The organism is Sphingomonas panacis (assembly GCF_001717955.1).
In the GTDB taxonomy this organism is placed as follows: Bacteria; Pseudomonadota; Alphaproteobacteria; order Sphingomonadales; family Sphingomonadaceae; genus Sphingomonas; species Sphingomonas panacis.
Window position 1 is genome coordinate 4102728 of record NZ_CP014168.1, and the last position, 24045, is coordinate 4126772.

Here is a 24045-nt window from a genome sequence, read left to right on the forward strand (position 1 = left end):
TGAGAATGAGCCAGGCCGTCGCGATCAGTACCGGGCCCTCCGGCGGAGCCGATCTGGACGAGGGGGAGGAAGGGGAAGAGACCGGTCAACGCGATGCGCTTCCGGATGGGGTGGAAGTGTTTCGGATCGAGGGGCCGGTCTTCTTCGGAGTTGCGAATGAATTGCTCGATACGCTGCGCCGTTTTGGCAAGGCGCCCAAGGTCATCATATTCCGTATGCGCGGCGTGCCTCTGCTCGATGCGAGTGGCGGAGCCGTCATCGACGACATGGTCCGGCAGGCGACTTCGACCGGCATTCGGGTTATTTTGTGGATGTACGAGATCAGCCGCGCGAAATTTTAGAGCGGCTCGACCTGTCCCCGGCGAGCGGCCGCGCAATGTTCACGCGTGATTATCCGGAAGCCTTGCAGCTCGCGAGGGGAATGCTCGACGACGCGAAGCCGCGGTGATCGAGATCTCGTGCAGCAGATGCCCCTCGGTTGGATTGGCCATTACCGGCCGGACGGGATCATCAGATCTTCGTAAAAGGCGCCGAAGGGCCGGTTTGGATGCCGGATATGCATCTCGAGGATCCACACGAAAGGGCTGGGATTGATGTCGACCTCGATGAGCAATCCTTCGTATCGGTGCCTGTGCGGGAAGTCTCCGACCCGATGGCCCGACATTCGCTTCAGGTTGAGTTCCCAGCCCATGGCGGCGGCTTCCGCCGTGGCGAACTCATAAAGCTGACGGCCTGTCCGTCCTTCTTCTCGCCAGACGTCATGCACGCGATGCCACAAGGTCAGCACATCTCGACGCGCGCGATGCATGTCTTCGTCCGAACCGATGACAAATGTCTCTCCGCCGTCCCCCTCGAGATTGTTGAGCAGAGGTCCGATGTCGATGAAGAAGATATCATTGTCGGACAGGACAACGCCCTCTTCCGAGGCGTTGCCATATTCCCGAATGGTATTTCTTCCGAAGCGGACATAGGTCTTGTGCCATCCCCGCGGGAGGCCAAGCTCCCGCAACGTCGCCTTTGCGGTGGCGACGCCAAATTTCTCGGACATGCCCGGCGCTATGCGTTGCGCGATGGTCTCTATCGCAAGCCGCGTCTGACGACGCACTTCGAGCATGCCCTCGATCGTGAATTTTCCCCCGACGCTCTCGAGGGATTCAGCATCCATATCCGACCCTTCCAACCTTCGATGATCCGCTAGACGATCACGCGCGATCGTGACCGACGTCGCACAATATCATCGATCGGCTCGAACGGGGCGATTTCCTTGAATGTCGAACCGACGTCTCTAGCCTTACAGGCGCTGGGAAACGGTCGCCGGCCCGGACTCAAGCACTCCGGCTTCTGATCAGGCGGTAAATCCACAAGAGCAGCACTGCTCCTGCGGTCGCGATCAGGATGCTCACGATATGGCCGTTACCGCCAATGCCCAGCTGGCTGCCGATGAAGCCGCCGACCAGGCCGCCAGCAATCCCGATGAGGATCGTGACAATGATACCGCCGGGATCTTTGCCGGGCATGATCCATTTGGCGAGCGCGCCGGCGATCAGGCCGACAATGATCCATCCGAGAAAACCATATTCCATTGCATTTCTCCCGTTGAAAACCCGGCTTATCGGAGCCTCGAACGGCCTTCAGATTTTGGTCGCCAGCTGCTTGAGCATGTCATGCGCCTCGACGTCGTACTGGACCGCCAGAAGCCGATGTGCGGCGGCCGCCTCGGGGGCGGTCGCGGTTTCCGCAGCCGTCCACTCACGCCGAGCGCGTTCCTCGCAGTAACCTATATTCTCGCAGCTCCTGACGAGCGTGGATCGTTCATGGGCCATTCCGAGTCCCTACCACGGCCTCTCAATTATTGCGAGTCGTTCTCAAAATGACCGGGCGTTTCTCAAGCGCCAGTTCGGGTAAAACCTAAACTTCCGACGCTGCTATCGAAACGGGTGGACCCGTCGTCGCGTTGACATGGACCATTGAGTAGTCCAAATTGGAAAGTGTCTTCTGAAGCAGGGTGAATAGCATGCATATTTCCGTCAGCGATGCCAAAGGGCAACTCACGGATCTCGTGCGTCGCGCTGAAGCGGGCGATGAAGTCATCCTGACACGCCATGGGCAAGCCGCCGTGAAGCTCGTTCCGGTCCGGCGGGTGAGTAACGGAAAGGAGCGCCGCAAGCTCCTGGACACTGTTCGGATGACGGGAGCGGCAAAGGCCCATCCCGGACCAAATGCCGCGCGCAGCCAGGATTTCCTCTATGGCGACGACGGCTTGCCTGGATGATTGCCGTCGACACATCGGCACTGATGGCCGTCGTCCTCGATGAGCCACAGGCAGCCGCCTGCATTGCTATCCTTGAGGCGGAGGACGACCTCCTGATCTCCGCCGGCACCGTGGCGGAAGCATTGATCGTGTCTGCCCGGCGCAATGTTGCTGAGGAAATCGCGAGCCTCATCGACGGCCTTGGCTTTGACATCGTGACTGTCACGCCGATCAGCGCACGGCGGATTGCGGAAGCCTACGCCAAATGGGGCAAGGGCATTCACCCCGCAGCGCTCAATTTCGGTGATTGCTTCGCATATGATGTCGCCAAAGAGCATGACTGTCCCCTGCTCTTCGTCGGCGATGATTTCGCTAAGACTGATATCGAGCGCGCAATCTGACACCGAAGGCGGCCGCAACCCGGCCGAGCGGCACCGGCAAACGATTTGGCCCGTTGGTCAAATGCGAGACCATTTCAGCGGCCGTCCTAAACTGCTGTGGCCGATCGAATTCCTTCTCGAGGCTTCCCGACAAGCATGTCCCTTATCTCGTCTCGCGAGAGCGGCGGCGAGCAGTGCATCCCCTGCCCTAGCTGGCAGCCCAACTCGACCAAAGTGGCAGCACATCGACGGTTATCAATGGATTTCGCGATAAGCTCTATGCCGAGTCTGCGGCCGATCAGCACCGCCGCTTCGATAAACGCCGTCTCAGGCCCGTTCTCCACGGCGGTTTCTAACGAGCCCACGTCGATTTTGATGGCATCGACAGGGGCAGTGAGAAGGTTCCTGAGCGATACCGGCGCGGTGCCAAAGTCGTCGAGGGTCACCCGGATCCCAAGACCGCGGAGGATTTGCACCTGGCCGTTGACCTCGCCTCGCCCTACCAACTGATAGAGATGCGCGGACAGGTCGAGGATGATGCCGTCGGGCGCGATCGGATATGTCGATGACAACCTTTGGAACTGGTCGAGAACATGTCCCTCGCGGATGTCGGCCTCCGTGATGTTGACCGTGATTGGATAGTTTTCGAGATCGGCATCCCGCCAATACAGCGCATCGTTACCGATGAGCTCGAACATATGTCCCGTGAGGGCGCGCGCGAGGCGGCGGTCAGAAATTGCATCGAGGAAGTCGCGAGCCGGCACGACTCCGCCGGCGCGATTGCGGAGCCTGCAAAGCGCCTCAAGGCATCTGATCTCACCAGTCAGGAGGTCGAAGACCGGCTGATAGTGCACTTCGATGCGCCGGTCGTTCAAGGCAGATTCGAGATTTCGCACAGCTACGATGCGATGCGTGATCCGCGTGTCCAGACCGGGCCAATAGCGTATGAAACCGCCTCTTCCGCTGTCCTTAGCATGATACAGGGCGAAATCCGCATTCTGCTTGACCGTTTCAGGTCCCCCATCTTCCGGCATGAACACAGCGCCGCCGATGGTCGCAGCAGGCGCAATCAACGAGCCATTGCAATGAACCGGGTCATCCAGTCGCGAAAGGATCCCGCGGGCGAAGGCATCGAGGTCGTGGAGGCTTTCCTCCTGCTGGACGATGATCGCAAATTCGTCGCCGCCAATGCGGAAGATTCTGTCCGGCGCCACGCCGGCTGCAACGCGCCCGGCGACGGCCTCGATCATGCAGTCCCCCGCATCATGACCGTAGAAATCATTCGTCACCTTCAAATTATCGAGATCGATGATCAGAACGGCCCACGCTCCAGCCTCGTCGCAAGGCAATTGAGAAAGCGCCTGGTTGAAAGCGTACCGATTGGGCAATTGCGTCAGCGCGTCGGTCGTGGCGCGGCGTTCCCGTTCGAGCACGCGTTCGTGGCGCCCGAAGGCTATCTCGCACAAATGCACACAGGTTTCGATGAAGCGGCGCTCGCTATCGCCGGGGCTTCGGTAGGTGCGGCAATAGAAGGCGATCGTGCCGATCACTATGCGTTCGGCATCAAATATCGGCATGGACCAGCAGGCTTTCATCCCAAGCTTGAGGGCCGGCTCCCTGAAACGGACCCAGCGGGAATCATGCTCGATATCGGTGACAATGACTGGCTCGGCGAAATAGGCCGCAGTGCCGCATGAGCCGACCTGCGGGCCGATCACGACATTGTCCAGGCCGGCCAGATAGTCTGCCGGCAGGCTGGGCCCAGCGAGCGGATGGACGAGACCGTTTCGATCCACCCGCAGGACGGTACAGGTGATATCGGGCAGCATTGCCTCGATTTCCTCGCAGAGCTGAGCCACCGTTGCCTCCAGGCTCGCCCCCCTTGCAATCATTTCGAGTATCTTGTTTTGCAGGACAAGCACAGTCCAACCCCACCAACCCCATCCGAAGGACAAGGGTTTAAAGGTGTTTGCTTAATCACCGGCTAAAAGATCGATCGAAGTCCCGATAAAAATAGGCCGATCTGGCAGTATTTCCTTTGAGTTAAGTATAAGTCCGTGAGAAAATGACGGGAATACACGAGAAACATAGGGTAACGGCACGCACACCAAGAGCGGCATCCCAGCGCTGCAGGTGATATTTCGCCTGCCGCCAGCCAGTTTGGCGGCTACGAGCTGGTGTTATGCGTGCCCTTTTCGAGTAGGGTGTCGAAATAGACCCGCATGAGTTGACGCGCATCTGGGCTCAGGCGGACATAGACCCTGCGTTTGTCCACCGGATCCTTCTCCCTCACGATCAGGCCCTTTTGGGTCAGTATTCGGGCCCATCGACAGGACGTGCTGGACGGAACCCGCGCCATAGCCGAGAGGCTGGTAATCTTGACCTTCTCGTTCCGGGCCTCGGCACTGTGAAGATCGAGCAACATGTCCCAAGCCGGATCGGCGAACAGGTCGTTCCCGAAGATCACTTGACGCAAACGCAGGGCCATGAGCCAAAGATTGGCGATCTGAACCCCGGCCTCATAGCTTTGGTTCGATCTGAGACCAGCCAGCTGTTCAAGAATTGCAGATTCGACGCCGCTCGCGTCGCCGGCGAGACCCATCCCTTGGTCATAGTCGGTTGCCGGATTGTCGCGCAGTTCGCGCGGCGGAAATGACCGTGATTGCTCGTTCATGAGTTACTCCTGACGGCTATATCTTGCTGCTTGGGCTACCGGCCGATGATGCGTCGAGCTGTGGCTCGGGACTCGCCGTGACGGTCGAGGGCTCGCTGCGTGTTGACCCGCGGCCTGCGCAATGCGGCGTTGGATCGATGCATGCACGGGCAGCAGTCTCCTGAAGCGGGCGAGAAATCTGGAGCACGAAAGGTGCGCTATGCCGCTTTGAAACGCTCTCCGCATCGCTCCTCCGTTTCAGGTTTTGCTGTCCACCTCACAACTTAAGGCGCGCTGGCAGCCCGTTTGCCTAACCTGCGCGGAAGCGATTGATGGATCCGATCTGGAGCAAGTCGCGGTCAGACAGGCGTGACGAGGGCGTTCCTAGGCAGCGCATGCCTCGAGCGCTCGCGCTCGTTTCGTCATCAGGATTGGGAAACAGCCTCCGATCCGGCGCGTGTGACCGGCGGGCGATCAACTCGTTCGTGTCTTAGTTCGGATTGTGCCTCCCGGATGATCTGCCATCCACCGCTCACCCCCAGCCCCGCGAGAACGATGGCGACAATGATGTCGGGCCAGATGGCGCCGGTGCCGAAGACTCCCAGGGCGGCCAACACTACAGCGATGTTGCCGATCGCGTCGTTACGTGAACAGATCCACACCGATCGCCTGTTGGCGTCGCCTTCGCGATGCCGCCAGAGCATGATAGCGCAGACGATGTTGGCGACCAGCGCCAGCACCCCTATCATTCCCATCATTTCTGCGGCGGGCAAGGTTCCGGCAAGGGCCAGCGAGGCCGTGCTGCCCAGCACCCAAAGTCCCAGGAGTAGTAAGGAGCCGCCCTTGAGCAGCGCGGCGCGTGCACGCCAACGCAGCGCCAGCCCGGCGACAGCGAGACTGATCGCATAATTGGCGGCATCGCCAAGGAAATCGAGCGCATCGGCCATCAGCGAGGCCGAATGCGCCCTCACGCCCATGATGATCTCCACCGCGAACATGCCCGCGTTGATTGCAAGGGCAATCCACAGGACCCGCCGCCATGTCTTGTCCGGCTTTGGCGGTATGGGCTCGCAGCCGCCACAGCATCCACCTGCCATGTCACTTCCTCGATTCTTCGGATACGATCGCGTAAATGGACCCTGTACCAACTACAGGGTCAAGAGCATGGCATTGACGATCGGTGGTCTCGGACGGGCGACGGGCACCAAGATCGAGACTATCCGCTATTATGAACGGATCGGCTTGCTTCCCAAGCCGGTTCGAACCAACGGAAACTATCGTGATTATAGTGCTGCCGAACTCGGGCGGCTGTCATTCATCCGGCGAGCGCGTGACCTGGGTTTCTCGATCGACCAGGTTCGGGCGCTGCTGACCTTGTCGGATGAACGGAGACAGGATTGCGCGACAGTTGATGCTCTGGCCCGAACCCATCTGGGAGAGGTCGAACGCAAAATCGCCGACCTGGAAGCGCTGCGGAGCGAACTGTCGGCACTGATCGCGTCCTGCACCGGCGGCACCGTCGCGTGTTGCCGGATCATCGAGGCGCTCGCGCCGCACGCGATCTTTGAGGGGTGAATTGATCGTGACGCCTTTCGTATATGTCGGCGCCGCCCTGGCCGAGATCTTCGGCTGTTTTGCCTTCTGGGCATGGTTGAGGCTCGGTAAGTCTGTCCTGTGGGTCGCGCCGGGCATGCTGTCCTTGGCGCTGTTCGCCTGGCTGCTGGCGCTGGTCGACAGCGACGCCGCAGGGCGCGCCTATGCCGCTTATGGCGGGGTGTATATCGCAGCCTCGCTTGGATGGCTGTGGGCAATCGAAGGAATGCGCCCTGATCGCTGGGATGCGACGGGAGCTGTCATCTGTCTTGCCGGCGCGGCGATCATTCTATTCGGCCCGAGGTCCGGGTAAAGTTCCCAGGGACCGGGCGAAATCACTGTCGACGATGAGAAAGTCACGGGGGACTGGGCCATCTTCCCGGGCACGAGCCCTTGCGAACCAATGTATCGAAATAGCTCCGCATAAGCTGCCGACCTTCCGGGCTGAGCTTGACGAGCATCCGGCGCCTGTCGCCTGGGTCCCTCAATCGGACGACCAGCCCCTTCTCTTCGAGTATCACGCTCCACCGAACTGACGTGCTCGGAGCCATGGCCGAGAAGCTCGTCACGTTGACATTCTCGTTCCGCTCTTCGGCGCTGAGGAGATCGAGCAACATATCCCAGGCCGGGTCGGCAAAAAGCTCATTGCCGAAAATGTCTTCGCGCAAGCGAAGCGCCGCGAGCCACTGCCTGGCCAGACGAACACCTTCAGCGTAAATCTCCTGCGCCGACTCATCGAGGGGTTCGGGTATCGGGCCGGGTTCTTCAGCCACGCGGAACGGCGGTTTGCCGTTCGGGATCTGACGCTTGCGGTAACGGCCACGTTTCGACCGTTCACCGGAGTGCCGTGGGCGCTCCTGATCCATCCTTTCCTCCTGCTGCTGATGTGCGCCGAGCCCGACGCTCTATGCGGGGGTGGCTTGCGTCCGGACGGTGCGGACATTGGCCGTGATCCTGGCCCGCCGCTGCTGGGAGCGCAGGATGGACACGTCGAGCGGACCCGGCCGGTCCCAGTCCCCTTCGGGGCGGATCAGGACGTAGGGGTCGTCCCCGATCGCTATGCGGCGATTGGACGGCTCGAAGCTGGCCTCCAATTCGACATATTCCATGTCGGAGAAGGAAAAGGCCGGACGTTCCGAAACGGGCCGAAACCCAAAGATCCCCCAGAAGCGCATGAGATCACGCCGCGAGTGGCCGTAGGCCCGCCGATAGCCCTTGCGCCGGCAATGCTCGATGGCTTCGCGGACGAGGCGAAAGGCAAGCCTGGAATTTCGAAACTCATGACGAACCGCCAGACGTTCGAACTTCACGAAATCGGCAAAATAGCGCACCCTGAGACAGCCGGCCGGTTCGCCATCTATCTCGCCGAGGAAATGCGTGGCGCAGAAGTCGTTGCCGTCGAACTCCTCGATATAGGGGCATTCCTGTTCATTCATGTAGGTCGCGGCACGAACCGAGAAGGCCTTCATCATGTCCTCGAGCGTCCGCGCGATCCTCACGGAGAGAATTGGTGTGGCCGGTCCGGCTAGGACATCATCGGCGCGGGCTTCGAAGGGCGGCAGGCCCGAAACGGGCGGCAGTACCAGCAGATCGTCAGGCGCCGAGCCATAGGCGCCGCTTGCGTCTATGAACCCCATCGCGGGAAAAAGTTTGCGGGTCTGTCTCGTTACCGCGCGCGTGAACAGCGGACAGCCTTCCGGCGACAAACGTGCAAGAAGCGGCTCAAGCGCACGCAGGGCGGGAGCGATGACCGCCGGCGTGAATATCAGCCAGACATAGATGGCGGCCGGCACATCGCCAGGCGTGCACAGCAGGCGAATATCGGGATTACTCCCTTGAAAGCGCCCCTCGACAAGAGAGCTGGCGCCTGCATGGGTGAGTGGGAGATAGGCGAGGAAGGCTGTGTGCTGCTCGGGAATTCCTTCTCCCTCGATCAGCTGAAAGATGTCGTGATTGCGGGCCAGCACCGCCTCGACCACGGCGTCGTCGACCAGACCATCGAGATGCGTTCGGGCCACCGCCAGCGCGGCGAGAGCTTCCGCCTTGCTGGCCGCGCGGACGCTGGGGACGGTTCCGTTGGGATCTGCACACAGCCGCTTGACGCGCCCCGAAAACGACATTGTCTGGTATCCGGCACCGAACCCGGCTTCGACCTTCTGATGACGCATTGGCTTGACCTCGATGGCTTGGTGTTGAGGTCGCAATCAGTAGGGCCATCACGGTCGTTCGTGGCGAGTGAGAGATTCTCCAGGGTGTATCAATAATTGCGACACTCAGAGGTCATGGACAGTCGTGGTTCGAGCCTCTCCGGGGCGGGATTGCTCCATTTCGAACATTTCGGGTTAGGCAGATGGCGTCACGAAACGCCTTAGTTCCTGAGGGAAGAATATGCACTGAGGTCGACGATGAATTGTAGATCGCTTGCCCATGATGATGACGCGCCATCGATCTTCGATGCTCATCAGTCCCTCATGGCATGTGCCGCCTATTCGGCCCGAGTGACGGGCGGCCCCGTAAGCGTCCAACAGGCCAACTTCAAATTTTCGCGCTTCAGATTTCCGTATACCTAATGAAGAAGGCGCCCCACTATCCTGCCGGGAAGCGGCGAAGACTTCCGCGCCGGAGCGTGCCAAAGCCCGATGGCGAGGGAAAGTCGGATGCAAGCCAGACACGCTTTCACGACACATCTTTCGAAGCGCGTGCGAGCCGGCTCGACTGGCACGATCTCAAGCTTTTTCTCGACGTCGCGGAGGCCGGCAGCCTGCGCGCCGGATCCGTCCGAACCGGACATGCGATCAATACACTTCGCATCCATCTCGATAGAATTGAGGATTTGCTGGGCGCGCCGGTGGCCAGGCGATCTCCCAAGGGTTTAAAGCTTACGAAGGCTGGAAGCGAGTTGTTGCGGATAGGCCGTCGAATGAGGCTCTTGAACGGAAATACGAGCAATCGCCCGACCGGGCCGCGGCGCCCGGCGACAAACGTCAGAATCGCGGTCACCGAAGGGCTCGGTACCTTCTGGCTGATGCCGCGGATGGTCGAGTTTCAGAAGGCCAACCCCGATCTTCGCTTGACCTTGAACTGCGACATGCAACGCGTCGACCTCGATTCGGGTGATTTCGATCTCGCCGTTCAACTCGACAACCCAGCCGACGATGAAAAGCTGACGACCTTGCGCCTCGGCACCCTGCATGTGATGCCGTTCGCATCCGAGACTTATCTTCGGCACGCGGGCGTACCCCAATCGGTCGACGACTGGCCGAAACACAAGCTTGTGTGGCAAGAGGCCGATCAGGTTGCCTCCGATCTCCTGCCATATTTCGTAGGCACATCCGAACCCAATGGTCTGATCGGTATCACCACCAACAACAGTTCTGCCCATTTCAGAGCCGTATCGGCTGGTGCCGGCATCGGATTTCTTCCGACCTATGCCCGGGCGATCAGCAAACGGGTCCGACCGCTGGACATCGGAGTCCAGCTCAGACGAGAGATCTACTGCATCAGTCCAACGGCGCGCGCTCGGTCGCCGGCCGTGCGGAAGGCAATCACGTGGCTCAGGAACGCCTTCTGTCCCGACATCTATCCCTGGTTCAGCGACACCTTCCTGCATCCAAACGAGTTTCAGAGGTTCTTTTCAGACGCGGTCGTGGTGAGCCTGTTCGAGGGATTTATCGACAACATCGATGATGATGGCGTATGAAGCTGTCGACCGCGCGGAAATGTAGGCCCACGCGCGCCGGTCCCGGTCCGCGGGAAACCATCCATTCCGGCTGCGATCCGCGCGAATTCGTTCACGGTGATACACCGGGTCTCGATCAGGGTCAGTTCCATCGAAGCCGAGCGTTCTGGCGTCTGGGGAAACATGCGCGGCAGGCTGGCGGGCTTATGGGCTGAGTGCGCGATCGCCCGAGCGAGGGTTGATAAATACGGCATATTGCCGTATATCGGCTACAAAGGAATACGTCATGCCCAGGCCAAATGAAGATACCGCGAGACTCGAGGCTCGCATTCCAGTGCAGGTTTATGACCAGATGCAGCGTGCCGCCCGCCTGCGGGGGATGACGCTGACCGGCTATTTGCTCGCTACAGCCGGAGAGGACGCCCGACGCGTTGTGGAGGACGCCGAAATCCTGAGACTCGCCCGGGAGGATCAGATCCGTTTCGCCCAGGCACTGGTCGACCCACCTAGGGCCAATGAGAAGCTCGTGCGCGCGGCTCGACGACATGCCGATCTGATCCAGGCCCGGTGAGTTCCCGCTTCACGATCGAACCGCTTGAGAGGGGGCACAAACGATCAGCCTTCACGTGCGGAAACGAGCGGATCGACCGCTATTTCAGGGAAACTGTAAAACAGGACGTGAGGCGGCATTACGCTAAATGTTTCGTCGCGCGCGAAAACGCCACAGGCCAGGTCGCCGGTTTCTATACGCTATCGTCCAGCAATGTTCCCTTGACCGACGTGCCCGAGCCGCTGGCAGCGAAGCTGCCTCGTTACCCGACGGTGCCGGCCGTGCTGATCGGTTGGTTGGGGCGGCATGTCGACTATCGCGGGCTTGGACTGGGTGAAGCCCTGCTTTTCGATGCAATCAAGACGATCGCGACAGCGCCTATCGGTGCGCACGCCATCTTTGCCGACGCAATCGACGATGAGGCAGCTGCATTTTATGCGGCCTACGGTTTCACACCGCTTATCGCACGACCTCTGACGCTATACCTTCCTGTTGCAACAGCATTGCCACTGTTATCGGCGCGTCAATAGCCACGACAGGCGATCAACACCCAATCGGGTCAATCGTCATGGCTGGGCCATCGATCTGATTTGCCGTAGAACCATATTGGCTAGACGACGCCAGCACCGAAAGGCTCACTGGCCGCGAGGCGACACCGTCAGCGGCATCGCCTCGCGCTAAGGGCCGGAGGCGCCGACAGCGCATAGAACCAGTGAATTGAAGATCGAGCTTGGTCCGCCCGATGACAATGCTGATGTCGCCGGGAGGCCCAATCTTTCTTATGGAGGTTGCAACCTTGCGATCAGGCGATCGCGAATTGTTCTTCATTGAGATGGAGGGAGGAAACACCCGAATAGTTGGCGTTGAAGCCGAAGCTCGTTTCCCCATCGACCGCAATGGTAGCGTTCCAATCCAGCGCCTCGAAGCGGATATCGCCATTTGCCAGTTCTGTAGCCGTTGCCCCCCAGACACTCGTGATGTCAAGATCGACCCCATTGGGCGTGTCGAGGATCAGCGACCAGTCATCGATCTTGGCAAAGCCGATATTGTTGACCGTGACGGATTGCGAAAGACCGCCTCCCCAATCACTCGTCATTCCGACCTCGATATCGGTGTCGCCGGCGTCGGCCAGATTGGGCTGCGCGTCGCGATCGAAGATCGTGAAGTCGAAATCATCGGCTTCATACCCAGCGCCATTGACCTGTAGCGATAGCTGGAAGGTGGTGCCTACCGTCAGATCGGGCTGATAGCCTTGGCCCACGGTTGAGAACACCGCGCCGTCTTGAGCGATGGTGAAGGATGCGCCGCCGTTGAAGCCGTTTAGCCAACCGCCGACCACCGTTCCCGGCCCGTCATAGCCCGACACGATGTCCCATGCCTTGAGATGTCCGTCGACGATGGCGTCGGCCTGCACGGTATAGTTGTAGGTCACGATATAACCACCGCCCCATGAGGGGTTGTACCAGCTATTGAGGTTCGCGAAGCCGAACCCGGCAGTGCTGCCGCTACCGGATGTCCCCTGCTCGATCGTCAGGGAGAAATCGTCGCTGGCGGTCAGGCTGCCGTCGGAAGCCGTTACGCGAATATCCAGCGTGGAGGCGTTGGCTGGCGCCGTGCCGGTAAAGGTCCGTGTGCCGGCGTTAAACGACAACCAGCCAGGCAGAGCGCTTCCATCCGCAAGCGCGACAGCATAGCTGAGGCTGTCGCCATCCTCGTCAGTAAAGGCGCTCGGCGGCAAGGTGAAATTCACCGCCGTGCCGCCGCCGATCGTGTGATCTGCCAGCGTTTCAGCAAGCACTGGCGCATCATTGACGTTGGCCGGCATGATCGTGAGCTGGGCGGTCGCGGGAGCGCCGCCATGCCCATCGGTCGCGCTGAGCGTGATGATCACGGAGCCGTCATTGACGGCCGACTGGTCTGGGGTGCCCGAAAACACGCCATCTGCATAACTCAGCCAGTCGGGCAGCGCTGACGTGGTGATAGTCAGCGGATCGCCGTCCGGATCGGTGAACAGATCAGCCGGCACCATATAGCTGAACGGCAGATCCTCGGTTGCGCTGACGCTGATTTCCGGCGTCGAGGTTCCCGGCTCGTTGTTGACGTCGACGATCTCGACCTCAACGGTTTGGAGAACCGTCCCGCCGTGCCCATCGCTTACGAGGATTTCGAGCGTATGGATGCCGACATCGGTTTGCACCGCCGTCCTGGTAGAGGACAGGAATCCCTGTTGATTGATACTGAAGAGGCCCACAGCGTTGCCCGACTGGATCGCATATCCAAGCGCGTCGCCGTCAACGTCTTGCCCGACGATGCGGACGAGCTGGCTCACCGGCGCCCCTTCGAGCAACGATATACGGTCCTGCGGGTCGATCGTCGCCGTAGGCGCATCGTTGACCGGCGCAATGACCAGATCGAAGCTCGACGCCACATGCTGGCTGCCATCGCTGGCCTGAACGCGCAGCGCCAGCGAGCCGCTGAAGTTCGCTGGCGGCATACCGGTAAAGCGCCCGCCGTCGAAGCTGAGCCATGCCGGAAGGGCAGAGCCATCGCCGAGCGTGGCGGTCAGCACAAGCGTATCGCCATCGGCATCGCTGAACGTATTGGCGGGGATCGAAAAATCGATCGCGCCGTCTTCCAGCGTCGAGACGTCAAGGAGCGGATTTGCCACGATCGGTGCGCTATTGCCGGAGACGGACAGGGTGAACAGATCGATGGCACGGGCGCGGCCGTCGTTGGCGGCGACCTGAATATCGAGCGAACCCGTGAAATCGGCAGGGACGGCGCCCGAAAGATACTGACCGTCGAACGAGAGCCATGCCGGCAATGACGTGCCTTCGACGCCCGAAACCGAAACCACCAGCGTGTCGCCGTCCGCATCGCTGAACATGGCCGAGGGGATGAGGATGGAGAGGATGGCGCCGGGCACGATCGTCACATCGGGCAGGGGCGTGATTACCGTCGGGGCATCATTGCGCGGCGTGATGACAAGATCGAACGTCGTCGTGGCCGTGAGGCTGCCATCTAAGGCTGCGACGGCGATCGAAAGCGTACCATTGAAGTTGGCAGGAGGCTGACCGGCCAGCACGCCATCGACCAGCGATAGCCAGGCGGGCAGCGGAGTGCCGTCCGCCAGGGTCGCCGAGAGCGTGAGAACATCGCCATCGACATCGGCGAAGGTCGTGGCCGGGATCGCAATCGATACCGGCATATCCTCGTCAACTATCTGCGTCGCGAGAGCAACCGCCACGACCGGCGCATCGTTGACCGGGCTGACCGTCACGGTGACGCGACCAGACGCCTGACCGCCATTGCCGTCCTTGACGACATAATCGAACCAGGCCTCACCAGCATAGTCGGCCGCAGGCCGGAAACGGATATTGCCGTCCAGGTCGATCCAGGCCTGCCCATGCGTGCCGTTGACGACCGCGGTCAGATTCAGACTGTCGCCATCGGTATCGCTTGCCAGACCCAGCAGCGTGGCGCGGGTGATGACGAGCACCTGATCTTCGATGGCGGATGCCGCGAGAGGACCGGCAACAGGCGCGCTGTTGGGCGGTGTGACCGGAACGGACGCGGTGTCGCCCAGGAAGCGCAAATCCTCGATATTGCGCAGCGTATCGGTTCCGTCCCTCCCGGCTATGAGATCACGCACCACGGTCACGCCATCGAGAATGGTAACCTCATAATCGGACGCGACGCCCGCGAAGATCGCGACGTCGCGGCCAGCGCCGCCGTCGATTACATCATCGCCCGCGCCACCCGTGATCTGGTCGTTACCGGCCTTGGCCGTGATCTGGTCGTTCGTCGCGAAAGCGACGATCACGTCGTCGCCACCGGTGGAGATGTTCGACAGAATGATGCGCTGCACATCCTGCCAGGAGAGCAACTGGCCGTCGCCGAACTCGAAGCTTTCCACACGGCTACCCGACGAGGAGAACTGCCCCGCGATGGTGAGTGCGAGGCGATCGGCCCCCATCACTTCGACCAGCAGGTCTGCGCCATTTTCGCCCGCACGCGAGAAATAGACGTCAGCCAGCGTGATGTCCGTTCCGAAGCGGACTCGATCGGAGCCGCCCGCATCGCGAATGACATCCTCGCCATAGGCGCGATCGAAGACGTAGATATCGTCCCCCGTACCGCCCTCAAGGCTGTCGGCGCCTGCGCCGCCGTCGAGCACGCCGCCTTGCGTGCCGGTGACGATCCTGTTGCCGCCGCCAAGATCGGTCCCCTCGATGCGTTTGGCGACCGTCCCCCAATCAATCATGGTGTCGCCATCAAGCACGAAAGACGTCACGATCGGCAGATAATGGACGCTGGTTGCGCTTGGCAAAGGACTCTCGGCAAGCCCAAACTGTTCTGCGATCGTCAGTCTTTCGCCCGTTGCCCTGATCTCCACGACCAGATCGACGAGATTATCGCCTCCGCGAAGGAAGCGCAGTTCGTCGAGGCTTGCAATACCTTCGAGGCGCACGGTGTCGCCGACATAGCTTTCGTCATAGATCGAGCCGGTACGGATCGTTGCCGATGAGAAATGATCATTGCCGTCCCCGGCCCCGAAGATGAGCGTGCTGCCGCCCTCCAGGCTGATGATGGCGTCGTCTCCGGCCAGGCTGTCGATTTCATCTCCGGCAGAGAGCTGAAGGCGATCGATGCCCGCCGTCGCGATCTGTTCCAGCGTGCTGAAATAGGTCGGTGTGGAAGGAAGCGACAGGATGATGTTGTCGCCATCGAAATAGGACCAGTCGTACGCAATGGAACCGGAAGGATCTGCGGCATCGGCGAAAGTGAAGTTCGCGATCACCCCGCCGTTCATCGCGAACTGCCCGGAAATATAGGTTTCGTTCCCGGTCGTGGTATCGCGGATGATGAGATCGTCGTCCGCGCGCCTGAAATGATAGGCGGACATCTCGTGATGCAGAACGATATTGCTGGGAAGCCAATCGGGATCGGCAGGCTCGCCGTCCAGGGTGATACCGACAGTGAAGCCTATGAACTGGACGCCTGTGGCGGAAGGAATATCGAAGGTGACATTGCTGCCGTTTGCGACCAGCGACACGAAGCCTGGAGGCGCTGTGATCGTCTCGTTGCTCTGCGCGATCACGGGCTCATCATATTGGGTGGTGTCCCGCACGATCGATATGGAAGTCAGAACATCGTTCCAGGCGAGTTGCGTGCCGTTCGACAGGATGATCGTCCCGACTATGCCCGATGCGACACCGAACTGGCTTGCCAGAGCGAGTTTGTCGCCTGTCGAGGGGATGTAGATTTCGAGATCGTCTCCGGACCGAACAAGTAGCAGTTCGGAAATGTCATCGACATCGTCCAGCACGAGCGTGCTGGGCTGCCAGTCGACGGGAAGCTCCTCGTCATTGTAGAGGACTGCGTCGATCGTCTCATCCCAGGCATAATCGAACCCGCTCCCCGTCCCGAAATGGAAGGTCGCATTGCCGCCGGTGAGGACAAAACCTTCGTCCAGAGCGGTGCCGCCGGCTTCTTCCCCGGCATCAACCACGATATCGTCGCCATATTCGACCGTGGGCGTTGGCAGCACGACCTGTTCACCCAAGCCGTCCAGCAGGAAAGTGTCGCCGTCGCGGATGATGGTCTGGCCATCGGCAAAGCGGATTTCCTGCAACAGGGCCGCGTCGAAGATGAGACGGTCGCCCGTGTCATTGATTCGCAGTTCGGCGAGACCGATCTGGTCCTGCAGCCAGGAAATCGAAACATCGTCGGGGCCAAGCCCGTCGAGCATTTCGACGATCAGCACATCGCCGTTGGCCGCAGCGAAGCCGTTTTGGGGCGGCAGGCCGCCTGTCTGTGCCGGGGCGGCGTAGTGTCGGTCTTCACCATAGCCGCGACCGAACAAAACCGTATCGATACCGCCGGCGCTGAAGATCAGATCGTTGCCCCCTTGAGGATCGAACGTGGCGCCCTCGCTATCCCAGAAATTGGCCGAGAGATAATCGACGCCCGCGGTGCCGTTCTGCAGCGGCTCGCCAAGCGGGCCATAGCCGCCAGAATAGGAGGCGTAGAAGTCCGCGCCAGGAATGCGGATCTCGAATGCGGGCCCCCGGCCCAACTCGGACGGCGTTTGAAGCTGTTCGTCCGCGCCGTTGAGAATCGTGAGCGAGGCGCCAGAACGGGTTACAATCTGTAGATGATTGCCCTTGATGCCGTTCACCTCGCCCACAGGGAGGAGAACCACGTCTCCCGGCTCCATGCCCTGAAACTCGATCGTGAAGCCGTAGCGAGCCACCTCCTCAATCGTTAGGATGTCATGGCCGCTGTCGGGGGTGATAATGATGGTTTCCGAGCCGGCGGGCAGGATGATCGTGTCATCGCCTGCGCCGCCGTCGATGCGGCCATAGGAATTGATGCCGTAGATGACATCATCGCCATCGGAGGCCCGTGCGGCCAGTACCCGATTTGCTACATCTTCCAAGCTCAGCGTCACGTCGGTGAACTGGAAATGCTCGATCGTGATCCCGCCTGGGCCTTCCGAGCTGTTCATCCCGATCACCGCATTGTGGCCATCGTCAGGTGTGCCGTCGATCGTCAGCGTCTCTCCGGTCGCCTTGATGGTGAAGACGATCGACAGCGGATCGCTGGGGTCGCGGGAGATGGTAACGTCGTTGGAAGACAGGCCGGTGAAGATTAGCGTGTCCTGATAATAGGAGCCATTCCGGTCATAATAACCGTCCTTGATGACGTCATGGCCGTAGCCTGCCGCGAACACATAGGTGTTCGCCAGTCCGCCGCCAACCAGTATATCGTTGCCGGCGCCGCCATCACGAACACCCGTCATCACCCAATCATCACCATCGGTCTTCGACGAAAGCAGTTCGACGACATCGAAGCTCGTCAAGCCGCTATAGGTTTCTGTCGTTGTATCCTGAAAATAGATGTTCTCTATTACGCCAGCATATTGGCCCCAATATTGATAATCGCCGTCATAATTTGGGAACTGCCAGAAATAGCCTTCGACGGTGAGCTTGTCGCCGCCCGTAAAGGCAATCACCAGATCGGAACCATCCCGCGAAATATCAGCGTCCGCAAGAGTAACACCGGGGCCGCTGAAAAGGATGGAGTCCTGACGTCCGCCATTGTCATAAATGATATCATGGCCGAAACCGGCCTCGAACCTATAGGCGTCGGCTAGCCCCTCGCTAGAGGCTCCGATGAGCACGTCATTACCAGCTCCACCCGTAAAGACGGTGGTGGATTGATATTGGTAGCTCCTGTGAAACAGCACGTCATTGCCGTCGGTGCCAACGGTCCGATCAAGGGCACTCAAATCGAGGACTGTACCATCCTCAAACTCAATGGTGAACGAGGCGCCATCGGCGTAATAGATGAATGTGCTACCGTTGAAGCCGTTGAAGGTGATCCAGTTGTTCCCATTGATGATGCGGAAATCCTGGGCCGTCATGCCCTCGGGGGCAATGAAGCGGGCGTTCCCCGAGCCTACATTGATGCTGTCCTGACCTTCGCTCAGATAGAAGGTGTCATTGCCGCCAAAGCCATCGATCTCATCGTTGCCACCGAGCCCCTTGAAGACATCGTTGAGGAGCGATCCGGCCAGAAGATCATCATATTCCGTTCCGGTGATGACGGCCGTATCATAGTTGGTCTGGATCTCCGCCAGGATATCCGAGAGCGGTACGATCGAGCTGTCGGAGAGCCGCAATTCGGTGACCACCGAATGCTGCAGGCCACCCGCGACGATGATCTGGTCATCGGTATTCGCGACACGGATGAGAAGATCGCCGCCGCTCACCCCCGTGCGCTCGAACTGGAGCATGTCGCGGGTTATCCCGGCCCGGAACATGATGGCATTGTCCGCTGTCGGATCGATAATGAGGTCACGTCCGAAACCGGGATCGAACGTATAGACGTCCGCCCCGCCGTCTCCACGCAGGACATCGTTGCCCGCGCCGCCTTCGATGGTATCCGCATAGGATGCACCGATGATGGTGTCGTTGCCGGCTGTGCCGGTGTTGAGGAGCTGATCCAGGTGTCCGAACGGCATCGTCGCGCCATCCGCAAACGTGAATGCCTCGATCTGCGTGCCGTTGCCGAGGCGCTGGCCCTTGATGACGAGCGTCGCCTCGCTTCCGGCGATGCGGACGAGGACATCGCCCGAGCTGCCTTCGACCAGGGCAAAACTTACATCGGCCCGATCGGCGGCAATGACGAGCGTGTCGATCCCCGCGCCGTTGACCGAGCGATCCAGAAGGGTGTCGTTGCCGGAATTCGGTCCGAAATGATAGATGTCGGCCTTCCCCGAGCCGATGAGCTGATCGTCCGTGCTACGGTAACTAAAGCTGATCCCGTCCCCGGCGCGGCCAAGTATGATCGTGCCGCCCGTGCCGTCTGGCCCGACGATTTCATCGTCGGTCATCAGCTCTGCTATCGAAGCGCTGCTGCCATCCGCAAACTTGATGATCTCGACGCCGAAATGCGCCTGCGACTGGAACACGCGAAGGCTGAAATCGAGAGAAAAGCCGCCATCCAGCGTATGCAGCGTGATAATCCCTCGACCATCGACAAAGGCATAGTCCACGACCACTTCCGCGCGATCGACGTCGACGAGGTGAACGGTGTTTTGGCCGTTGATGTCATCGACGTGAATATCGCCTGCCTGTCTCGACACGACATAGGTGTCGTTGCCGCCACCGCCGACCAGATCGTGGACCCCATCGCCAGCAATGATGATGTCCGGATTGATACGTCCAATGGCAATTTGCGACGCATCGGTGACGATGATGGCTGCTCTGATCTGGGCTGTCGTATAGCCAAGGCCGCTTATGGCGAGATAGGAGCTTGCCGATGAGTCAATCTGGGCGTCTGTGACCCCCAGCGCCGATTTGTAATGAGACACCAGGCCGAGCATGGTGTGCCAATATGTCAGAGCGTCCCTGGCATCGGCGGGCGTTTGCGCCGCGATCGAGGTCATGATCCCGGAGAGCGATGCGCCATCTTCGGCCGAGAAGAACGCGGCGCCCGCATAGCTGAGGCCTGGCGTCAGCGTGGCGCCGAGGCTGGTCTGCCCGAGAAGCTGCGCGGCGGTGCGGGTGAGGATATCCTGCCATTCAGGGATCAGGATAGCGGCTGCGTCCGCGCGCGGATTTGGGCCGACGCGGCTCTGGACGAACTCGCTGCCGCTGATCTGTTCGATCGCCGCGAGCCACTGCGCGTTCATGTTGACGCCACGCGAATCCGGCGCGACGGCATCGGCGCCGGTCCAACGCAGGAGAATCTGCTCGACGCGTTCGGTGATTTCCCCGACCTGCGAAGCGTCGAGGTTGGCGAAGGCCCGAACCATCTCGGCCAGCGCCGGGTCGCGCGCCATTGCCACGTCGAGATCGCTGAGCGTGCCGCTGCCGATCAGGAACGGCAGCGCGGAGATGTCGGCCGAGATAGTGACGTCGATGACATTCTCGCGCGTGTCATATTGATCGATCGAGAGCCAGGCGTCGTACATCTGCACGAGCGCGCCGTCCGATCGCGTGATCGACGACATGTAGGTGACTTCGGTGCCGTCGCATCCGCAGTCGAGATCATCGGATTGCCGCGTCGACAGGCTGATCGAGACCAGCCCCAATTCTTCCAGGGTTTTCAGTTCACCTTCGTCGGTGATGGCATCGCCATTGGCGTCCACCCAAACCCGCAGCGTAGCGAAGTCCGTATCCAGCGCCGAGATGATACCGTCACGATTGCTATCGAGCTGGCCCAGTTCAACGAAGCCATCGGTTCCCGATCGGCCGCCATCATCGAGGCGCGATCGGCCTCCCAGGGAGTCCACGCTTCCTGTGCCGAAAAGTTCGCTGCCATTGTCGATCTGACCGTTTCCGTTGAGGTCGCGGACAAGGAAGCCATCACCCGAAAGCGACCAGGCGACACGTTCGCGGAAGCCGTCATTGTCGAGATCGAAATAGGCCGTGCTGTCGTACAGTTCGCGAACGACATTCCGATCGCCGTCGAGGTCGATGATGAGCGGGTCGCGGGTACATTCGGCCTGCTGCTGGTCGGGGCGCTCCTCGCGAAGGCGGATTCCGCCATCGCCGTTACGGAAGGCGTCGAGATAGATTTTTCCACTTCCGTAATCGATGGTAAGTGCACCGCCCGACAATATGTACTTGGTGCCATCAGCTCCAAGATATGTGAGGCCATCTTCTTCCTCGTCCGATGGGCTGGGTGCGCACGGATTTTCTGGAGGGAGAGTCCTCTCCCCACCTATCAGCAGCTTGGCTTGCCCACCTTCTTCCCCGCCGGCTGGCAGAGCGGCACGTGCCATGCTGCGAGGGGTTCCTTCCGCAGTATACAGCATTGAGCCGGAACCCGCCCTATCTGCAAGATGGTCCTGATTGCTGAAGTAGATTTTATCGGCGCCACCACCGCTGTAGATGACATCACGGACGCCATCGTCCGAATAGACTGAGCCGTCCTTATAGCCTCCGATGATGATGTCTGAACCGGTACTGCCGCGGAGCACGTCGGCACCACCCCGTCCTTCAATATAGCCGCCCGAGGAGTTAGCGGTAATGATGTCAGCGCCATTTCCACCAACGGCGGCATAAGCGTTTCTGAAAGTGATCGTGCCGCCTGCTGCAGTGAGCGTTTGGCGGGCGACGTCGGATAAATTAATCGTGACGCTACCCGTCATACCATAGACAGATACCGTATCGGCAAAGCCAGGGGAGGCGGATGACGAACTTAGGTTGAAGCTGTAACTGGCAAAGCTCGCTATCTCGGTCGAATCGGAAATAAGCAGCGTGTCCGCGCGACCTGTGCCCATCCATTCTTCGACGGACGTCAGCTCCAACCGGCCATCATCGTTATACGCGGCGACCTTGCCTCCGCTACCCAATTGAATGGTAATTGCCTTGTCGGAGTTGCCGAGATCCGCCTTGTCGGTTCCTTCCCCACCATCGACCGAGACCGTGGATGGAACGTTCGCGAGAGAACCTACCGACACCGTGTCATCATGTTCGGTCAGCTTGATTTTTTTCGATATCGTAGAGCGATGCACGCTTGAAATCGAAGAGACCGCCTGGATTGAATCCTCCGCCTTCCTCGAACACCAAGCCCGAAAAGGGAACCGCCGAGCTCTGGTCGGAGAAAACCAGCCGGAGGGCGTTCTGTGTCTTAAACTCTATTGAATCGACACCGCTGCCACCGTCAATCAGCGCTGCATTTTTAAAAACCGTGATTGAGTCATTGCCATTGCCCGCATGAATAATGCCAACATCATCATTGAGCGAAATGTTGCCATCGGCATTCTGTCTGGCAGCCCAGATGTCGCGTTGGTCCAAAGCCGCTATGACGTCACCAGAGAGGTATTGACCACCGTAGGCTTCAGATATGAAATGGTTGATCTCTAGAATAGCGGAAGCAGCCGTGAAAGGCATGCCTTCAATTCCCAATAGATCCCATAATTGGAAAAAGAGATCCGGGATTGAGTTTATTGTGGGCAAAGCACGGGATGCGGCCTCTACCATTACGAAAAAGTCGTAAGAGTCTCTCGTGTTTTCTAGAATATTTTCTTTTAAAAAGGTGTCGTCGCCTAGCAATACAAATAACGGATTCCCTGACCAAATCGCGACGTCCTTGAGGGGCAAATCGCGAATTGATTGTTGAGCGTCCCGCTCACCAATCTGCCTCAGCGACGGAATGATGCCACCGCTGTTTTCAATGTCGCTGATAACGGCCAGTGCAATGCGATTGGATGCATCGTCCAGTTCGGATTGCTGCATGGTCCGGCCTTCACGAATCTGGACCTGTGCAGCAGTATAACTGCGAATGAAAGCGCTGAATTGTCCCTCGCTGCGGTTGACGCCCTCCGCGCCTCTCAGCCAGTTCCAAACTGCAACGTCCGCGCCTTCGCCTGGAGCATCGCCGCCCAAAAAGCTGCGGATATAGTTATATGAATTTGCATATGGTTTTGAGGTATCAGAATATAAACCGCCGCCAGATCCGCCATTGGCGATGTCTTTCAGGATCGCTATCTGCTGCGCCGTCAAGGTGGTCATCTGGAGGTCCCTTTTGCTGTGAAAGATTCAACGCTCGCCAGTGCATGCAGAATGTCGTCGCCGATCGCATCTAAGCGGTCGTCCGGTGTTCCGCCGGTGGATATCTCAAGGAAATTGCCATGCGCTAATGGAAGGATAGGCCGACAAGTGGCAATCCATCCTCCTCGCTTAAGTCTTCCAAAGGGCAGATCAGTCCATCCGCATTTGACGCTGAGGCTTTTGTCACGCCCACGATTCAGAGTGAAGCCAACCGGAACTACAACTTCATTCTTGGGCCTGCCAACTATCTCCCCATAATAAATTTTACGTATATTATTGGAGTTTATATATGGCCATGGCGGTTTAGCTGAAGAATTAAGGTGATTCGAATCAAATATTTGTATTAAAATTTCACGAATATTGCGGGATGCCTCTGTTCTTTTGCCTTCAATCTTCAAGCCGAAAGAATTGACATTTACTGATTTCTGCCCCTTTTTCTGACAATAACGAATAAAAATGCCGTCAGAATTCTTTCCCGAATGATTGATGAGCCCAGGAGGTGCTTCGGGCGAGGTGAACACTAAGTCTTCATTGCGGACCACATACGTGGCGTTGCCAACAGATATGCGGATGTCGTTCCCAGGTGCACAAACATCCCCGCGGGAAGGCGCGCAGCCGCTCCCGGCCGCTAGGGCTAAGAGCAGGAGATTTTTCTTGGAGAACAGTCCCAAGCGCACGTCTTTCAGAGGCTACGCTGGATGGAATGCGTGCGGCCTGTAACAACCACTCGGGGCAAAACTGCCGATTTCACTGGATCAAACATTAGCGAGGCCCCCGAACCCTGCAAGATTCGTGGCCAAGGATGCGCGATCCTTTTCTGCGAATCAATCTTAACTTGCTTTAAACTTTGAAATAAAAGTCCAGAATG

At 59.3% G+C, this 24045-nt stretch carries 19 protein-coding genes; 8 read left to right on the plus strand and 11 right to left on the minus strand.

Annotated elements, in window-relative coordinates; genetic code table 11:
- The first annotated feature begins 5 nt into the window (after nucleotides 1-5).
- Nucleotides 6-341, plus strand: coding sequence for a sodium-independent anion transporter (locus J0A91_RS24935; protein WP_240502306.1), 336 nt, complete (start codon nucleotides 6-8; stop codon nucleotides 339-341).
- Nucleotides 342-490: 149 nt separating this feature from the next.
- On the opposite strand, the gene J0A91_RS18775 is transcribed toward J0A91_RS24935, so the two are convergent.
- The 3 genes from J0A91_RS18775 to J0A91_RS18785 all read right to left on the minus strand — a co-directional run bounded on the left by J0A91_RS18775 (nucleotide 491) and on the right by J0A91_RS18785 (nucleotide 1823).
- The gene (locus tag J0A91_RS18775; protein WP_069206175.1) at nucleotides 491-1165 is read right to left on the minus strand and encodes a M24 family metallopeptidase; all 675 of its coding nucleotides are present in this window, start codon (nucleotides 1163-1165) and stop codon (nucleotides 491-493) included.
- A 160-nt stretch (nucleotides 1166-1325) separates the two neighbouring features.
- Nucleotides 1326-1583 carry a GlsB/YeaQ/YmgE family stress response membrane protein gene (locus J0A91_RS18780; protein ID WP_069206176.1) on the minus strand — a complete coding sequence of 86 codons (258 nt, stop codon included), beginning with the start codon at nucleotides 1581-1583 and terminating at the stop codon, nucleotides 1326-1328.
- A gap of 48 nt (nucleotides 1584-1631) precedes the next feature.
- A complete protein-coding gene (locus J0A91_RS18785; RefSeq protein ID WP_069206177.1) occupies nucleotides 1632-1823 on the minus strand; it encodes a hypothetical protein in 192 nt (63 codons plus the stop codon).
- Between the two features lie 191 nt (nucleotides 1824-2014).
- Here J0A91_RS18785 and J0A91_RS18790 point away from each other — a divergent pair, with 191 nt between their 5' ends.
- The gene (locus tag J0A91_RS18790; protein ID WP_069206178.1) at nucleotides 2015-2272 is read left to right on the plus strand and encodes a type II toxin-antitoxin system Phd/YefM family antitoxin; all 258 of its coding nucleotides are present in this window, start codon (nucleotides 2015-2017) and stop codon (nucleotides 2270-2272) included.
- A complete protein-coding gene (locus J0A91_RS18795) occupies nucleotides 2269-2652 on the plus strand; it encodes a type II toxin-antitoxin system VapC family toxin (protein ID WP_069206179.1) in 384 nt (127 codons plus the stop codon). The genes J0A91_RS18790 and J0A91_RS18795 overlap by 4 nt, the downstream gene beginning before the upstream one ends.
- A gap of 86 nt (nucleotides 2653-2738) precedes the next feature.
- Here the strand turns inward: J0A91_RS18795 and J0A91_RS18800 are convergent, their stop codons facing one another.
- From J0A91_RS18800 to J0A91_RS18810, 3 genes are all read right to left on the minus strand, one after another.
- Nucleotides 2739-4490, minus strand: a complete 1752-nt coding sequence (locus tag J0A91_RS18800; protein ID WP_169833168.1) for an EAL domain-containing protein — start codon at nucleotides 4488-4490, stop codon at nucleotides 2739-2741.
- A gap of 308 nt (nucleotides 4491-4798) precedes the next feature.
- Complete coding sequence (locus tag J0A91_RS18805) at nucleotides 4799-5305, minus strand: MarR family transcriptional regulator (protein WP_150126971.1); 507 nt, start codon at nucleotides 5303-5305, stop codon at nucleotides 4799-4801.
- A 404-nt stretch (nucleotides 5306-5709) separates the two neighbouring features.
- Nucleotides 5710-6381 (minus strand): cation efflux transmembrane domain-containing protein, encoded by a 672-nt coding sequence (locus J0A91_RS18810; protein WP_083224774.1) that lies wholly within the window; start codon nucleotides 6379-6381, stop codon nucleotides 5710-5712.
- 67 nt (nucleotides 6382-6448) lie between these two features.
- Here J0A91_RS18810 and J0A91_RS18815 point away from each other — a divergent pair, with 67 nt between their 5' ends.
- Complete coding sequence (locus J0A91_RS18815) at nucleotides 6449-6859, plus strand: MerR family transcriptional regulator (RefSeq protein WP_069206180.1); 411 nt, start codon at nucleotides 6449-6451, stop codon at nucleotides 6857-6859.
- Nucleotides 6860-6866: 7 nt separating this feature from the next.
- A complete protein-coding gene (locus J0A91_RS18820; protein ID WP_206365063.1) occupies nucleotides 6867-7190 on the plus strand; it encodes a YnfA family protein in 324 nt (107 codons plus the stop codon).
- 43 nt (nucleotides 7191-7233) lie between these two features.
- On the opposite strand, the gene J0A91_RS18825 is transcribed toward J0A91_RS18820, so the two are convergent.
- Nucleotides 7234-7743 carry a helix-turn-helix domain-containing protein gene (locus J0A91_RS18825; RefSeq protein WP_150126972.1) on the minus strand — a complete coding sequence of 170 codons (510 nt, stop codon included), beginning with the start codon at nucleotides 7741-7743 and terminating at the stop codon, nucleotides 7234-7236.
- A 39-nt stretch (nucleotides 7744-7782) separates the two neighbouring features.
- Nucleotides 7783-9045, minus strand: a complete 1263-nt coding sequence (locus J0A91_RS18830) for a GNAT family N-acetyltransferase (RefSeq protein ID WP_069206182.1) — start codon at nucleotides 9043-9045, stop codon at nucleotides 7783-7785.
- A gap of 458 nt (nucleotides 9046-9503) precedes the next feature.
- On the opposite strand from J0A91_RS18830, the gene J0A91_RS18835 reads away from it, so the two are divergent.
- From J0A91_RS18835 to J0A91_RS18845, 3 genes are all read left to right on the plus strand, one after another.
- Entirely contained in the window at nucleotides 9504-10577 is a 1074-nt protein-coding gene (locus J0A91_RS18835) for a LysR family transcriptional regulator (protein ID WP_069206183.1), read from the plus strand.
- Between the two features lie 313 nt (nucleotides 10578-10890).
- Nucleotides 10891-11127, plus strand: a complete 237-nt coding sequence (locus J0A91_RS18840) for a type II toxin-antitoxin system TacA family antitoxin (protein ID WP_240502079.1) — start codon at nucleotides 10891-10893, stop codon at nucleotides 11125-11127.
- Nucleotides 11124-11636: a GNAT family N-acetyltransferase gene (locus J0A91_RS18845; protein WP_069206185.1), complete on the plus strand. Its 513-nt coding sequence runs from the start codon at nucleotides 11124-11126 to the stop codon at nucleotides 11634-11636. The genes J0A91_RS18840 and J0A91_RS18845 overlap by 4 nt, the downstream gene beginning before the upstream one ends.
- A 272-nt stretch (nucleotides 11637-11908) precedes the next feature.
- On the opposite strand, the gene J0A91_RS18850 is transcribed toward J0A91_RS18845, so the two are convergent.
- From J0A91_RS18850 to J0A91_RS18860, 3 genes are read right to left on the minus strand one after another with little or no spacing between them, the layout of a single operon-like run.
- Entirely contained in the window at nucleotides 11909-22138 is a 10230-nt protein-coding gene (locus J0A91_RS18850; RefSeq protein ID WP_150126973.1) for a putative Ig domain-containing protein, read from the minus strand.
- Nucleotides 22092-23138 (minus strand): hypothetical protein, encoded by a 1047-nt coding sequence (locus J0A91_RS18855; RefSeq protein WP_069206187.1) that lies wholly within the window; start codon nucleotides 23136-23138, stop codon nucleotides 22092-22094. The genes J0A91_RS18850 and J0A91_RS18855 overlap by 47 nt, the downstream gene beginning before the upstream one ends.
- The gene (locus J0A91_RS18860) at nucleotides 23135-23848 is read right to left on the minus strand and encodes a hypothetical protein (protein WP_150126974.1); all 714 of its coding nucleotides are present in this window, start codon (nucleotides 23846-23848) and stop codon (nucleotides 23135-23137) included. The genes J0A91_RS18855 and J0A91_RS18860 overlap by 4 nt, the downstream gene beginning before the upstream one ends.
- Nucleotides 23849-24045 lie beyond the last annotated feature (197 nt).

Excerpts from the sequence above, each read along its gene's own strand:
- J0A91_RS24935 (WP_240502306.1), top strand. The coding sequence starts at position 6 with ATGAGCCAGGCCGTCGCGATCAGTACCGGGCCCTCCGGCGGAGCCGAT.
- J0A91_RS18775 (WP_069206175.1), bottom strand. The coding sequence starts at position 1,165 with ATGGATGCTGAATCCCTCGAGAGCGTCGGGGGAAAATTCACGATCGAG.
- J0A91_RS18780 (WP_069206176.1), bottom strand. The coding sequence starts at position 1,583 with ATGGAATATGGTTTTCTCGGATGGATCATTGTCGGCCTGATCGCCGGC.
- J0A91_RS18785 (WP_069206177.1), bottom strand. The coding sequence starts at position 1,823 with ATGGCCCATGAACGATCCACGCTCGTCAGGAGCTGCGAGAATATAGGT.
- J0A91_RS18790 (WP_069206178.1), top strand. The coding sequence starts at position 2,015 with ATGCATATTTCCGTCAGCGATGCCAAAGGGCAACTCACGGATCTCGTG.
- J0A91_RS18795 (WP_069206179.1), top strand. The coding sequence starts at position 2,269 with ATGATTGCCGTCGACACATCGGCACTGATGGCCGTCGTCCTCGATGAG.
- J0A91_RS18805 (WP_150126971.1), bottom strand. The coding sequence starts at position 5,305 with ATGAACGAGCAATCACGGTCATTTCCGCCGCGCGAACTGCGCGACAAT.
- J0A91_RS18810 (WP_083224774.1), bottom strand. The coding sequence starts at position 6,381 with ATGGCAGGTGGATGCTGTGGCGGCTGCGAGCCCATACCGCCAAAGCCG.
- J0A91_RS18815 (WP_069206180.1), top strand. The coding sequence starts at position 6,449 with ATGGCATTGACGATCGGTGGTCTCGGACGGGCGACGGGCACCAAGATC.
- J0A91_RS18825 (WP_150126972.1), bottom strand. The coding sequence starts at position 7,743 with ATGGATCAGGAGCGCCCACGGCACTCCGGTGAACGGTCGAAACGTGGC.
- J0A91_RS18830 (WP_069206182.1), bottom strand. The coding sequence starts at position 9,045 with ATGCGTCATCAGAAGGTCGAAGCCGGGTTCGGTGCCGGATACCAGACA.
- J0A91_RS18855 (WP_069206187.1), bottom strand. The coding sequence starts at position 23,138 with ATGACCACCTTGACGGCGCAGCAGATAGCGATCCTGAAAGACATCGCC.